Genomic DNA, 13,653 nt, shown 5'->3' on the forward strand with positions numbered 1-13,653 from the left:
GAAGAGGTTTGCGACAGCGTCGACATTTCACGCATCCGCTGTCATGCGTCTATCAAACCGCGTCGCAAGCCGAAACCATCCGGTCCACAACCGCTTCCGATATCGCGCGCATGATCAGGGGATCGACAAACTCTTCCACATACGCAGTGTTAGCAACCAGCACCCCGTCGTAGACGGATACGGACACGTTAGGGAATTTCTTCAGCCATCCGCACGCGTATTCAAACCCGGTCACTTTCAGCTGCTGCGTCGGCCAGTGAAACCTGACCGCCTGCATATCCGAGATATTGAGCGCAACCGGCGCCTGCTGCTTGCTGCCGAACACTTTCGGGTAGTTCAGGTAATCGTGAAAGATCGCGCCATTCATCACCCCTTCGTGAATATCGCGGTACACGTCCTGCGCAATCGCAAACAACGGCCGGTCGAGGTTCATGATCGGCGTGATATGCCCGGTGATAGCCGAGAACACCAGTTCAGGCGAAACATGCGGCTCGATCCTGCGCCGCATATCCACTGACGAGCGCATCAGAATCTGCCTCGGGCTTTGCTTTGCCACGTCGCCAATCGCAAGCGCAAACGCCGCGAGCAGCACCGCGTGCACCGAAACGCCATGCGCGTGTGCGGCGGCGCCGATCCGGTGCATATCGTCCGCACCGATCACTGTGCGCTCCAGCCGATGCGTCACCGGGCCGCCTTCATACGTCGCGAGCAGCGGAATCTCCGCAAACTCCCCAACCAGGTTGGCCGGCCCGCTGCCCGGTTGCGTCGCCAGCGCGGCGAGACTTTGGCTCACCGCAGCATCGACCGGGCTCGGGAAAGGCTGCACATCCAAGGCCGGATCGACGCCACGCACGACGCAGTCGCACAAGTAAGCCAGACACGCATGCAGTTCCACCAGCGAAGTCGCATCGGTAATCGCATGCGAGCTCAGCATGAATACATCCAGGTCTTGCGCCCCTGCAATCACATAGACCCGATAGATGTTCTGGCGCGTATCCAGTTGTGCATTCAACAATTTCGCATAGAGCGCGTCGGCGCTGCAGGTCTCGGCCGAAGCCCACGTATCGACTGCGCTCGCATCATCGGTGCGTTCGACAAACTGCCCGTTCTCCACGACCGTGCGCAGCACACCGTAGCGCTTCTCGAGGCCCGCCACCGCGTTTTCGAATTGCTCACGGCTGAGTGCGCCGGCGATCCGGCTGCGGCTCACCACGATCAGGCCTGTCTGGATGTAGGTCATCTCCGTCGGCGAGGCCGCGCGGTAGATTCGCCCCTCCCCGGGCAGCTGGACTCGTGACGTCTGTTCGTGGGTGAGCGTTTGCATGGTCGGCTCCCGAAGCCAATGAATTGATATGAATAAACCAACTGCCGCGGCCTTCCAGCCGGTACCCATGCATCGTAAAGACCCACAATTAGCGCTGTGTTAGCGGCGCGGCGCACCGGCGCCCTTCCCTGTACGCGCTCGCACAGAACTCCACGAAGCTTTCTGCGACATTGATATGAACGATGCGCGCCAACTGGAGAAGCACCCGATGAGCCGTTCAAGCCTGTTTTTTGCCGCCGCGTCGATAGCGGTTCTAGCAATGCTGATCGCCGCGGCGGACCCTGCCGCGGAAGCGATCGGCCCCGGCCAGGCTCCGCAGGCAGGCGACATCGATCTGACCGGCTACACACTGACCTTCGAAGACAATTTCGATCACCTGAGCCTTGCTACCCGCTCGCCGAAAGGCAGCGCGACCTGGCTTCACATTCCGCCGTACGGAGCCGCCGCAAACTACTCGGCTTCAAAGTGGGACGCCAACGCACTCAGTGTTTCCGACGGCATCCTGTCCATCAAGGCATACAAGGACGCTGACGGCACCTGGCGTTCCGGCAATCTGTCGTCGATGGACGAAACCGGCCAGGGGTTCGCGCAACGCTACGGTTACTTCGAAGTCCGCGCCAGGATGCCGGCGTCTGGCACCGGTTCGTGGCCTGCATTCTGGCTGATGAGTTCGACGTCCATCAACAACACGGCGGGGAAAAAATTCTCGGAGGTCGATATCTTCGAGTGGTACGGCAAAACATACACGGACAATCGCGCCGTGATTTCAGAAGCGACGCACAACTGGGCTGCCGGCGCCGCGCGTGGCGAAGGCGCCGAATTCTGGTCGCCCACCACGCCGATGCCCAACGGCGCGAAGCCCTGGAAGGCGTTCCACATCTATGGTTGCCAGATCGACCCAGTGCACATCACCTGGTACATCGACGGCATTCAGACCAACCAGATCCCCACCGCGAATGCCGCGGAATATATGACGGGGCCCTACTACATGATGCTCGACTATGCGCTAGGCGGCGGTTGGCCGATTGACAAGGTCGTCAACAATTCCACCTTCGATATCGACTGGGTTCGCGTCTATGCGTTGCCGGCGTCGGCGGGCCGTTCCGGATAACCGGTGTCCCACCGACGCCGCATTCGAAGCATGCTACAGCGGTTGATACGTCGGCGAATAAGCGACCGATTTGATGTGTGCGATCAGATCGGCAGGCCGCTCGATACGCGCCAGACCATGATCGAAGATGTATCCGGCGATTGCAGCCGCCACATGCATCGATGCGTCGTAGATCTTGCTTTGCGGCGGGTAGATCAGCCCTTTTTCAAGGCTCTCGTCGGTGACCTGTTCGGCTACCGCCTTGGCCGCGACGATGAACATTTCCTCCGTCACACGGGTGGCCTGCGTGGCAAACACCGCCATGCCCATCGCCGGAAAGATGTATACGTTGTTGCCTTGTCCCGGCACGAAGGTGCGGCCTTCGATTTCGACAGGTGCAAACGGGCTTCCGCTCGCGAAGATCGCCTGGCCTTTCGACCAACGGTACGCTTCTTCCGCGGTACATTCGGAGCGCGAGGTCGGATTGGAGTACGGAAAGATAATCGGCCGCTGGTTGATCTCGCTCATCGCTTCGATCACCGGCTGGTTGAACAGCTTGGGCATGGTGCTCACGCCGATGATGGCCGTGGGCTTCAACGTGCGCACCGCATCGACGAACTTATCGATCGGGGCGTGATCGATTGCGAAGACCTTCTGGAAGTCGGCGAGGTCGGTGCGCGACTTCACCATCAGTCCATTGACGTCGAACAGCGTGTTGCGTTTGCGCGCCGTGTCGATATCCAGGCCTTCCAGCGTCATTGCCTGGCTGATCAATTCGGCGATACCGGTCGCTGCCGATCCGCCGCCGAGAAACAGGAAACGCTGGTCGGTCAACTTCTGCTTCGAGATGCGCAGCGCCGCATAGATGCCGGCGAGCGCCACCGCAGCGGTGCCCTGAATGTCGTCGTTGTACGTGCACACCTGATCCTTGAAGCGAGCGAGCAAGGGCACCGCGTTGAAGTTCGCAAAATCCTCCCACTGAATGCAGCACTTCGGATAAATCTCCTGCACGGCGGCCACGAATTCATCGACGAAGGCATGATATTCGTCGCCCCGTACGCGCTCCTGTCTCAGGCCGAGATAGAGCGGATCTTCGAGCAACGGTGCGTTGTTCGTGCCGACATCCAGCATGACGGGCAGAGAATGCATCGGCGGCACGCCCGCACAGGCGGTGTATAGCGCGAGCTTGCCGATCGGAATGCCCATGCCACCGACACCAAGGTCGCCGAGCCCCAGGATGCGCTCTCCATCCGTCACCACGATGAAGCGTACGTCCTGCTCCGGCCAGTTGCGCAGCACCTCTTTCACACGGCCGCGAGCGGTGATCGGGAGATAAAGACCGCGCGTGGCCCTGAACACATGATCGAACTTCTGGCAGGCCTCGCCGACCGTCGGTGTATAGACGATCGGCATATAGGTGGCCGGATCGGACATCAGCAGCGCATAGAACAGCGTCTCGTTGCGCGCCTGCAGGTCGGACAGAAACAGATACCGCTGCAGGTCGTTGTCGAGATGCGACAGTTGGGCATGCGTGCGGGCAATCTGCAGTTCCAGTGTGTTCACGCCTGGCGGCAGCAAGCCTTCCAGACGATATTTCTTGCGCTCTTCGTGCGTGAAAGCGGAACCGTGGTTGAGTCGAGGATTGTGCAGGATGCTATAGCCGTAGGCCTGCGTGGGCATGATCGTTTCCTTCCTGACGTGAGCTGACGATTTTGCGAAGACGTCGGCGCAGCCCCCTTTCGTCATCATCGACGCAGCGGCGACGTTGGCAGTTACGGCGCCGCAGGGGCGTCGGAGCTCGACGAAGGACTCGAAACGAAGGGCCGCAAGCGCGAACTCCGTTCCGAGTATAGATTCAAGCCGCGGTATCCGCCTCGCCAATATGCCGCACAATAATCGCGTTGACCTCGTCCGCATGCGTAAGCGGCCCCATGTGCCCCGCGCCTTCGACGATCGCAAGACGTGCCGCGGGCAGTAGCATCGGCAGGCGCTCCGCAATGGCGCGGCTTGGAACCGGTGCATGCTGGCCGCGCATGATCAGCGCCGGTACCCGCAAATTTCTGTAGGCGCTCGCGAGCGTGCGATCGTCAAGCAAGGCCCTGAAGTCGAGCGGCGCCTTCGGCGCCCAGCGCGTCAGCGCCGCCTGCACCGATGGCCGCAGCGCCTCCCACGCGCCGCGGCCACCCCAGTAATCGACAAACGAGGCCGCGGCGCCCCGATAGTCGCCGCAGATCACGCCATCGGCGGTACGCTTCGAAATCGCGATGATTTCCGCAAGCGCATGCGCGCCGTGCGCGCCCATCACCTTCAACAGATGAAACGCCGAGGGTTCGTAAAGCGTCAGGCTGGCGATGCGCTCCGGCCGTTCGACGGCCACGCGCAACGCCACCGCGCCGCCATACGAATGGCCGACAAGATGCACCTTGCCGCGCGACGCATCGATGATGCCGATGGTCCTTGCGGCTTCGTCGGCCAGCGTGAACGCGCGCTCGCCGCTCCATGCGCCGGTGCTATCGCAGCCGTAATGCTCGGGCACGACGAAGGCGTGGCGCGAGCCGAGCGCCTCGCCGAGCTTGCGCCATTGCGCCGCTCCCGAGCCGGAGCAGTGCAACGCGATCACCGAGGTTGCAGATGAAAAGGCTTGCGATGCGATAGGACTGTTCATGTCGCTCATGGAACTCAGGAGTGGGGGAGCCAATGCCATACCGCGGCGGGGACCGGAAAATTCCCTACTGTCGGCTCGGTGCAAGCAGTTGGCTATGACCAGGACACCGGCACGCCTGCTCCGGCATCCAGATTGATCGGTGAACAGCGGGTTGACGGGTGACCTTAGCGGTCGATTTCCATCGTGTGCATGCGGCGTTCGAGTTCGCCCATATCCATGGCGGACGACAGGTACGCATCACGACGGCTGTGTTCCGCACGGTCGAGCATTTTGATCAGCACGGGGAACAGAAAGATAAGCAGAATAAACACAACACCCTCCGGTCATACCTGGTCGATTGCGTGTCGGCCCGATGAGGCGCGACACAGGGTTCCAGGCGTGCATCCGGTGCGGGACATCCGGTTTGATGGATGAAGCGGGTCGTGCTACGGCTGGGACTCTCTCTATTGCAGAGTCCGTGCCATATTGGATCGATCCTTGTCTGGCGGGGGTTTCAGCGGTTCAGGACAGATTTGGAACGGGTGAAGTGTCGTCGCGCGCCCGACAAGATACGAATGACAGTCGGGTCGCGCCGAACATCGATTCAATCCGGCACGGCCGTTCGCCGATGCCCGGCGCCCTGCTCGTAAGCGTACGCATACCCAAGCAGCGCGGCCTCGTCCCACAGACGGCCGACAAAGATCAACCCGAACGGCGATCCCGACTCGTAGTAGCCCGCCGGCACCGCGATGCCCGGAAGACCGGCGATGTTGATCTCGCCGACCGTCGTTTCCTGAATGGTGTCGGTGCCGTGCAACGGCGGAAGCTCGCAGCGCATCTGCGGAAAAGCGAGGGCGTCGAGCTGATGCTCGTTGAACACCTTGTCGAAGATCCGCAGATATCGCGCCTTCAATGCAATGAATCCGGAGATATCCGGCGGCAGCGACGGATTGGCCAGTGCGGCGGTGAATTCCGGCAGGTTGTGCATATAGCGAAGCACACCGTTCGGGCCGAATGCGTTCTCGCTTTCGGTTGCTTTCGCGAAGTCGGCGAAAGTCTTTAGCGCAGAGTCGGGGCCAAGCCGCTTCAGATACTGCTCGAGATCGTACGGAATCGATTCGAGACCGCGCGCGTCGAAGTTGACTAGCGGCGGCGTGACCTCGCGCAGCGCGGCGAAACCGGATCCTTCGAACGGATCGTCAACCAGGATTGCGCCGAACGATCGCAGTTCGTCCTTGGCGCGTTCGTACAGCGCTGCCGCTTCTTCGGAGAGCGGCTGGGCACGCCATCCGGGTCCGTACAGACCGATGCGTTTGCCCTTCAGGGCGAGCTTGTCGAGCGCGGACGTATAGCCGCCTTCGGGTTGCTGGCCGACGCTGGCAAGCGTTTTCGGATCTTCGCTCGTGTAGCCTGCGAGCACGTCGAGGCACAGTGCCGCATCCGTCACGTTGCGAGCGATCGGGCCCACCACGTCACGGTTGCCCGACAGCGGAACCACACCGGCGTTCGGAACCAGGCCGATGGTCGGCTTGATACCCACGAGGTCTTGCGCCGACGCCGGGTTTTGGATCGAACCGCCGGTCTCCTCCGCGAGCCCCAGAACGGCGATACCGCAAGCGACGGCCGAAGCCGTCCCTGCACTGCTGCCGCCGGGCACCCGGTCGGGCATCACGACATTGATCGTCGGTCCTGCCCAGCTGTCGTTCGCATGCGAGCCGGTGTGGCTCAACACCGGGACGTTCGTCTTGCCGAGCATCACCGCGCCCGCACTCCGCATGCGCGCCACCACGGGCGCATCGCGCTCCGGCATCAGGTCGACGCCGCCGGTCTTGCTATAGAGCTTTGCCCATCCCGCGGTAGTCGGAAACCCCACCATATCCATCGGGTCCTTGATCACTACCGGCATCCCGGCGAGCGGACCCAGTGTTTCGCCGGCCGCACGGCGCTCGTCGATCTTGCGCGCATCGTCGATCGCGTCCGGATTCAGGAAGATCAACGCGTTGTACTTCGTGTTGTAGCGTTCGATCCGCTCGAAGCACGCACGCGCCAGTTGCTCGGCCGTGAACGCGCCGCTTCGGAAACCCTGCTGAACCGCTTCGACGGTGAGCTCGCCCAGATCGAGATTCAGCTCAGCGTGACTGCTTTCCGTGTTCATCGCACCCGCTCCTTCCATTCGAAACCCCTGTTGAGTTGACGAGCGCAGCCGAGCTGCACGCGAGGCGTGAGCAGCTGCATCCCGATGCAATTACCGATGAAATAACTGTGTCGAAGCGCTAATCTTCTTCGCAGCCAACCGGCGGCGCCGCGCCGCGTTTGAGCTGCAATACCTCGCCCGCCTGAATGACCGAGTGACAGATATCGTCGATGGTTACGCGCTTTTCCATCGCTTGCGCGCGCAGCATGTCGTACGCCTCGCGTTCGCTGACGCGATGCATCGCCATCAGGATGCCCTTCGCTTCCTGCAGATGACGGCTGTCGAGCAGCTTCTGTTCGAGCTTGGCGATACGCTGCGCGTGCTGACGCGCACGCTTCGCGTGATGCAGGGCCATCACGACCGTGGACAGCAGCCCGGATGCGCGAATCGGTGTCGTCACGATGCCGTCCGAGCCCATCTTGATCGCCTGATCGATGAAGGTCGGATTCTCGTACGCGACCACGCAGATCACCGGCGGCGCATCCGGCCCGGACCACTCGCCGGTCGGCGCGCGCTCCTCCGGCAACAACGCGCGAAACACCAGGTCGGTGCGCTCGGGTAGCGTTTCGGTCGGCGGCCAGCAGCGTTCCACCTGGAAGCCCATGCGTCGCAGATGGTTGGTCAACGTCAGCCCGTCGTCGTCGTCCGGATGAAACACGACCACGCGCGGATTGCGCTCCAGGATCGAACTTGTCAGGCTGCGCTGGCCTCTTTCTCCTCGCGTGCTCACGTCAGTAATCCCGCGTGCTCAACTTCGTGACCCAATCCCCGAGCGTCTGCCGCGTCATATACGGATCGGGGCCGACGGCCACCTTCGATTCGCGCAGGATGCTGAACTGGCCATCCGCATTGGCCCGGCCGATGCGCGGATAGAGCGCCATATGATGGTTGACCGGATCGATGCGCACGCGGCCTTGCGGCGCGACGAATTCCGAACCGAGCAGATGAGGCATGATCGTCGCGATCTCGTCCGAGCCTGCACGCGCGCAGGCTTCCGCGAACATATGCATCTGGTAGTACGCGGCTTCCCAGTTCATGTCGGTGGTGCTGTCCGCACCGAAGCGCGCCTGATGATGCCGCACCGCGCGATGGTTCTCGGCCGTGTCGATGCTCTGGAAGTAAGGTGCCGCCGTGTAATGCCCTGCCGCGATACCGCGCTGCATCGCGTGGATCTCGGTTTCGGACGTGTTCAGGCTGCCGATCGGCATTCTGGCCGGATCGAGATCTGCATGCGCGTACGCGTCGTAGAGGTACGGTACGGTTGCCCCGATCACGGTGCAGAAGATCCAGTCCGGCGACTTGCGCTTGATATCCGCAACCACCTGCGTGAACTGCTCGCGCGTCGCGTCGAGCGGCACATAGCGCTCGCCGAGAATTGCTCCCTCCGGATGCTGAAGCAGCAGCTCCTGCATCGTGCGGTTGCATTCGTACGGATAGACGTAGCGCGAGCCGACAAAGTAGACACGCGCGCCGAAGGTCTCCGTCATGAAGTCGGCGAGCTGTACGCCGTTCTGATTCGGCGACGCGCCGCTATAAATGATGTTGTCCGAGTACTCGAAGCCCTCGTATTGCTGCGAGTAGATCAGCAGCCGGTTGTGCTTTTCGACCACCGGCAGCATTGCCTTGCGGCTGGTGGACGTGTATCCGCCAAAGATGACGTTCACGCCGTCCTTGACGATCAGCCGCTCGGCCAGCTCGCGAAACGCGGCCGGATCCGAGCTCGGATCGTAGTGAACGGGGACCAGCTCGCGTCCGTCGATGCCGCCGCGCGCATTGATCTCCTCGATCGCGAGGCACGCACCGCGCCATTGCGATTGTTCGAGCAACGCGGTCGACCCGCTCGTCGAACATAAAAGGCCCACTCGGACAGGATCGGACAAAGCCATGTGATGAAACGCTCTCGAGTGCGCGCGGGGCGAAGCCCCGCGCCTGGATCGTGCTGCTGCTCAGTGCTGCCTGCTCTGTGCTGCCTGATTCTTCCTACTTGAGGTAATGCTTGGCGACCATCGCGCCGACCGTATATTTTGGATCGACAAAATTGCCGAGGCGAACCTTGCCCACCTGGCTGAGCATCATGTACGCGTCCCATTTGTCGAAGCCGTAATCCGCGGCCATCCACAGTACCAGTTCGCGATACGCAATGCGCGTCGCGTCTTCCAGCGGGCGCGCGCTGCCGATGCTCATCAGCGCGTCCTCGTTCTCGAGCCGTGGCCAGTCGATCTTCCACTTCTTGATCAGGTCCACGCGCACCGTGGTCGTGCTCTGATACTCGACGGCCGTGCCGCACACTTCGCCGTCGCCCTGGCAAGCATGCGCATCGCCGATAAAGAGTCGCCCGCCCGGCGAGCGGACCGGCAGGTACGTGATGCTGCCCGGGCCCATATCGGGCACGTCCATATTGCCGCCATGCGAATCCGGCGTCAGCGAGTTGATCGAGTCGATCTCCGGCGAAAGGCTCAGCGTACCGATATGCGGCTTGTACGGCAGCGTGTTGCGTTTGCTCCAGTACACGTTCTCTTCGTCGATCTTGATCTTGCGTACGATTTCCGGCAAAGGCTCATTGAGCAGCGCCGTGTAGTCGGTGCCGGTCAGCCCGCCGAAGTTGGGGATCATGCAGCAGAAACCGTGCGGATCCGGCCCGCGCGGCGCCATTTTCTCGATGTAGACGGCGACCACGTCGCCCTTTTCCGCGCCTTCGATCATGATCGGGCCGTTCTGCGGATTCAGAAACGGCACCTGCAGCACCTTGGAAGGCAGGTCGGTTTCTTCCTTGATCTTGCCTTCGAACGCATCGCGCGTGTCGACTACCACGCGATCGCCCGGCTTTACGTGCAGAACCGGCTGCGAGTACGGCCCGATCGTGTAGTGAAAGGTCTTCTGCATCTCCTCGGTAAGATGATGCTCGACCGCCTCACGATCGGCACCGACGCCGCGCTTCATCATGATCGATTCTTCAAGCCATTTCATGTCTCGCTCTCCGTCACAGTGCCAGATACTGGCGAATCAGTTCTTCGTCTCCTAGCTGAGCGTGGCTCAACGTGTCGACGATACGCCCCTTGTCCATCACGCAGCAGCGCGTCGCGATGCGCTCGACCATCCCCATGTCCTGCTCGACCAGCACCACGCCGATGCCGGTTTCCTGCGCGATCTGCAGCAACGTCTCGCCGATCAGATCGACGATCGACGGTTGAATGCCTTCTGAAGGCTCGTCGAGCAGCAGCACTTTGGGCGAGCTGATCAGCGCGCGCGCGATCGCGAGCTGCTGTTGCTCGCCGCCGCTCATCGTGCCGGCTTTCTGTTCGTAGCGTTGCTTAAGGATAGGAAAGTAGCCGACCACTTTCTCTTTCATTTGCGCGGCCCGCGCGCGATTGGCCTGCGCGCCGACCTGCAGGTTTTCGGCCACCGTCAATGCGCCGAAGATCTCGCGGCCCTGCGGCACATAGCCGATGCCTTTTTGCGCACGCGCATAGGGCTTGGCCGCGCCGATCGACTCGCCGTCGAGTTTGATGTCGCCTGCATCGAGTTTGACGAGGCCGATCAGCGCGCGCATCAAGGTGGTTTTGCCCACCCCGTTGCGGCCGATCAGCGCGAGCACTTCGCCCTTCTCGATGCTGAACGACACGCCGTTGAGCACGCGCCCGCCGCCGTAGCCGGCTTCCACGCCCGACACTTCCAGCAACGAGCTCATTTCTTCTTCCCCAGATAGACTTCGGCGACGTCGTCGCGCGCGAGGATTTCGTCGAGCGGTCCATCTGCGAGCAGCGCGCCGCCATGCAGCACCGTCACGCGCGACGCGATCTGCTTGACGAAGGTCATGTCGTGCTCGACCACCATCATCGTCAAACCTGCCGCCGAAAGACGCTTGATCAGTTCGCCGGTCGCATGCGTCTCTTCGATGGACATGCCCGCCACCGGCTCGTCGAGAAACAGGAGTTTCGGGCGCAGCGACACCGCCATCGCGATTTCCAGCCATTGCTTCTTGCCGTGCGACAGATTGCGCGCGAGAACATGCTCCTCGTCCTCCAGCATGAAGCGCTGCAACAATTCGTCGAGGCTTTCGGGGCGGTCGTCCTTCGCGCGATGCAGCGACAACTGCAGATGCTGGCGCACGCTCAGATCCGGAAATACGCCGGGAATCTGGAACTTGATGCTCATGCCCATGCGGATGCGTTGATGCGGCAACACATGGCTCATGTCCTGACCGAGAAACAGCACGCTGCCCTCGGACGGCCGATGCTCGCCGGTAATCAGCTTGAAGAAGGTGCTCTTGCCGGCGCCGTTCGGCCCGATCACGCAACGGATCTCACCCGCATCGATCTTGAAGTCGATGCCGTTGATCACGTGTGCGCCGCCGAAATGCTTTTTGAGCCCGCGGGTTTCCAGCAGCGTGGTCATGATTTGCCCTCCTCCTGCTTGAAGCAGGCGCTACTGCTGCCGTGACGCGTTCCAGCGCCCGCGCGAGGCGCAAGACGCCGCAGCTGTCGCGTGACGAACGGCAGCAGCCCTTCCGGTGCGGCCAGCACGACGACCAGCAGGATCGCGCCGAGCAGGATCAACGCATACTGGCTGCCATACACCGCGAGGTTTTGCGAAAGCCACACCAGCAACGCGGTGCCGATGATGGTGCCGCCAATCGTCTTTTTGCCCGACGTCGCCACCCAGATCACCGGCATCGCGGCGGCGGTGAGGCCCATCGTCGACGGCGTGATGTAGGAACCCCAGATCGTGTACAGCGCCCCCGACAAACCACCCAGCGTGCAGCCCAATACGAATACGAGCCACTGATGGCGGCGGATATCGACGCCCAGCATCTCCGCGCGTTGCGGGTTCTCGCGAATCGCGATCAGCGTCAGGCCGAAGTTGCCGTCGAGCAATCTGCGCATCACCGCATAGACCACCAGCAGCAGGATCAGCACCAGGTAATAAAAGCTCTTGTTTTCCAGCGTGAGCGGACCGCCTGGCCACGGGATCGTCAGCTGCGGCATGCCGCCCATGCCGTTGTAGCCGTTCAGCCGCGCCTCGCCGATCGCCCATTGCGGCCCCGCGGTTTGCGACATGAAGGTTTCGAGCACGAGCGTTACCGATAACGTAACGATGCCGATGAACACGCCTTTGATACGCCCGAAGAAAATCATGTAGCCGATCAGCGCCGCGGCCACCACGCTTACCACCAGGCCCGCGCCGAGACCGAGCCACGAATCGAACCAGCTGTCGCCGTAGTTGAGCGTGAAAATGCCGTAGCTATAGCCTGACAGCCCGAAGAAGGCGGTCTGCCCAAACGACAGGATCCCGCCATAGCCCCACATCGCCGCGAGGCCGACCGCGCCAAACGCCCATAGCAGGCAGTACGCGAGATTGCCGCTGGTGGTCGCGTCGACGATCAACGGCAGACACAGCGCCACCAGCCATGGCAGGTAGCGCAATGTGCGCGTCGCGGCGCTGGTTGAAGGCAGATTGCTTTGCTTCACGTCGGCTCCTAGCGCAAGCGGGTGAAGAGATTGCCGAGCCCTTGCGGCATCAGCCTGATCACGACGATCACCGTCACCAGCAGGCCGATCTGCCCGAACAGCTGGCCATACGACGCCGTGAGCGCGGTCTGGATGATCGCGAGCACGCCCGCGGCCGGGGTGGTCCCTGCAATCACGTTGGCGCCGCCGACCACCACCGACACGAACGCCTGCACGATGAAGTTGCTGCCCATCGTGGGCACTGCCGTCATGGTCGGCGCATAGAGTGCGCCGGTGAGTCCGGCCAGTCCGGCACCGAGTGCGAAGGTCAGCGTATAGAGCCGGTCCGTGCGCAGCCCGAGGCACTGCGCGATGTTCGCGTTCTGGATCGTGGCACGCGCACAGACGCCGTAATCCGTCTTGAAGAACAGCAGATAAAGCCCGAACAGAATCAGCAACGCGATGATGGGCAGTACCGCGCGATACGTCGAGAACGAGTAATCGCCAATCGAGAAAGAGCTGAACGGCGTGCCGATACCCTCAAGCGACGGCCCGGCAACCAGCAGCATGGTCTGCTGCACGATCAGGCTGATCGCCCATGTCGCCACCACCGAATCGAACAGCCGGTCGTACAAATGACGAATCACCAGCCGTTCGATAATGACCCCGGCGATGGCCGCAGCCAGCGCGCCGAGCAGCATCGCGAGCGGCAGCGGCACGCCGTGCTTGGCCGTGATGATCGTCACATACGCGCCGCACATGATGAACTCGCCATGCGCGAGATTGATCACGCCCATCATGCCGAAGATCACCGCCAGCCCGAGCGCCGCGAGAACCAGATAGGCGAAGCTGTCGCCGAACTGATAGATGACCGAGTAAAGAACCGACAACGTGGCCATGCTTGCTCCACTTTCATGAAGCCGGCGCGCTGGCTGGCTGAGCCGGCAGCGCGCC

Annotated in this window: 13 protein-coding genes; 1 reads left to right on the forward strand and 12 read right to left on the reverse strand. The window is 62.0% G+C overall.

The window, feature by feature from the left end:
- Positions 1–52 precede the first annotated feature (52 nt).
- The gene (locus tag ACYVNQ_RS36995) at positions 53–1,324 is read right to left on the reverse strand and encodes a phthiocerol/phthiodiolone dimycocerosyl transferase family protein (protein WP_460910637.1); all 1,272 of its coding nucleotides are present in this window, start codon (positions 1,322–1,324) and stop codon (positions 53–55) included.
- Between the two features lie 208 nt (positions 1,325–1,532).
- On the opposite strand from ACYVNQ_RS36995, the gene ACYVNQ_RS37000 reads away from it, so the two are divergent.
- Positions 1,533–2,435 carry a glycoside hydrolase family 16 protein gene (locus ACYVNQ_RS37000; protein ID WP_460910639.1) on the forward strand — a complete coding sequence of 301 codons (903 nt, stop codon included), beginning with the start codon at positions 1,533–1,535 and terminating at the stop codon, positions 2,433–2,435.
- A gap of 33 nt (positions 2,436–2,468) precedes the next feature.
- Here ACYVNQ_RS37000 and ACYVNQ_RS37005 read toward each other — a convergent pair whose 3' ends face one another.
- The 11 genes from ACYVNQ_RS37005 to ACYVNQ_RS37055 form a co-directional block, all read right to left on the reverse strand.
- Positions 2,469–4,163 carry an NAD-dependent malic enzyme gene (locus ACYVNQ_RS37005; protein WP_460910641.1) on the reverse strand — a complete coding sequence of 565 codons (1,695 nt, stop codon included), beginning with the start codon at positions 4,161–4,163 and terminating at the stop codon, positions 2,469–2,471.
- Positions 4,164–4,269: 106 nt separating this feature from the next.
- Positions 4,270–5,079: an alpha/beta fold hydrolase gene (locus ACYVNQ_RS37010; protein ID WP_460910643.1), complete on the reverse strand. Its 810-nt coding sequence runs from the start codon at positions 5,077–5,079 to the stop codon at positions 4,270–4,272.
- Between the two features lie 164 nt (positions 5,080–5,243).
- Complete coding sequence (locus tag ACYVNQ_RS37015) at positions 5,244–5,390, reverse strand: DUF3563 family protein (RefSeq protein ID WP_460910646.1); 147 nt, start codon at positions 5,388–5,390, stop codon at positions 5,244–5,246.
- 272 nt (positions 5,391–5,662) lie between these two features.
- Positions 5,663–7,213 carry an amidase gene (locus ACYVNQ_RS37020; RefSeq protein ID WP_460910648.1) on the reverse strand — a complete coding sequence of 517 codons (1,551 nt, stop codon included), beginning with the start codon at positions 7,211–7,213 and terminating at the stop codon, positions 5,663–5,665.
- 118 nt (positions 7,214–7,331) lie between these two features.
- Positions 7,332–7,982 carry an ANTAR domain-containing response regulator gene (locus ACYVNQ_RS37025; protein WP_460910651.1) on the reverse strand — a complete coding sequence of 217 codons (651 nt, stop codon included), beginning with the start codon at positions 7,980–7,982 and terminating at the stop codon, positions 7,332–7,334.
- 1 nt (position 7,983) lies between these two features.
- Positions 7,984–9,138, reverse strand: a complete 1,155-nt coding sequence (locus ACYVNQ_RS37030) for a transporter substrate-binding domain-containing protein (protein ID WP_460910654.1) — start codon at positions 9,136–9,138, stop codon at positions 7,984–7,986.
- 94 nt (positions 9,139–9,232) lie between these two features.
- The gene (locus ACYVNQ_RS37035; RefSeq protein ID WP_460910657.1) at positions 9,233–10,219 is read right to left on the reverse strand and encodes an acetamidase/formamidase family protein; all 987 of its coding nucleotides are present in this window, start codon (positions 10,217–10,219) and stop codon (positions 9,233–9,235) included.
- Between the two features lie 13 nt (positions 10,220–10,232).
- Positions 10,233–10,940: an ABC transporter ATP-binding protein gene (locus ACYVNQ_RS37040; RefSeq protein WP_460910660.1), complete on the reverse strand. Its 708-nt coding sequence runs from the start codon at positions 10,938–10,940 to the stop codon at positions 10,233–10,235.
- Positions 10,937–11,647, reverse strand: coding sequence for an ATP-binding cassette domain-containing protein (locus ACYVNQ_RS37045; RefSeq protein ID WP_460910662.1), 711 nt, complete (start codon positions 11,645–11,647; stop codon positions 10,937–10,939). The genes ACYVNQ_RS37040 and ACYVNQ_RS37045 overlap by 4 nt, the downstream gene beginning before the upstream one ends.
- Complete coding sequence (locus ACYVNQ_RS37050; RefSeq protein ID WP_460910665.1) at positions 11,644–12,720, reverse strand: ABC transporter permease subunit; 1,077 nt, start codon at positions 12,718–12,720, stop codon at positions 11,644–11,646. Before ACYVNQ_RS37050 ends, ACYVNQ_RS37045 begins: the two co-directional genes overlap by 4 nt.
- 8 nt (positions 12,721–12,728) lie before the next feature.
- On the reverse strand, positions 12,729–13,598 hold the full coding sequence (locus ACYVNQ_RS37055; protein ID WP_460910668.1) for an ABC transporter permease subunit: 870 nt from the start codon (positions 13,596–13,598) through the stop codon (positions 12,729–12,731).
- Positions 13,599–13,653: the final 55 nt, after the last annotated feature.

Source organism: Paraburkholderia jirisanensis, assembly GCF_054782355.1.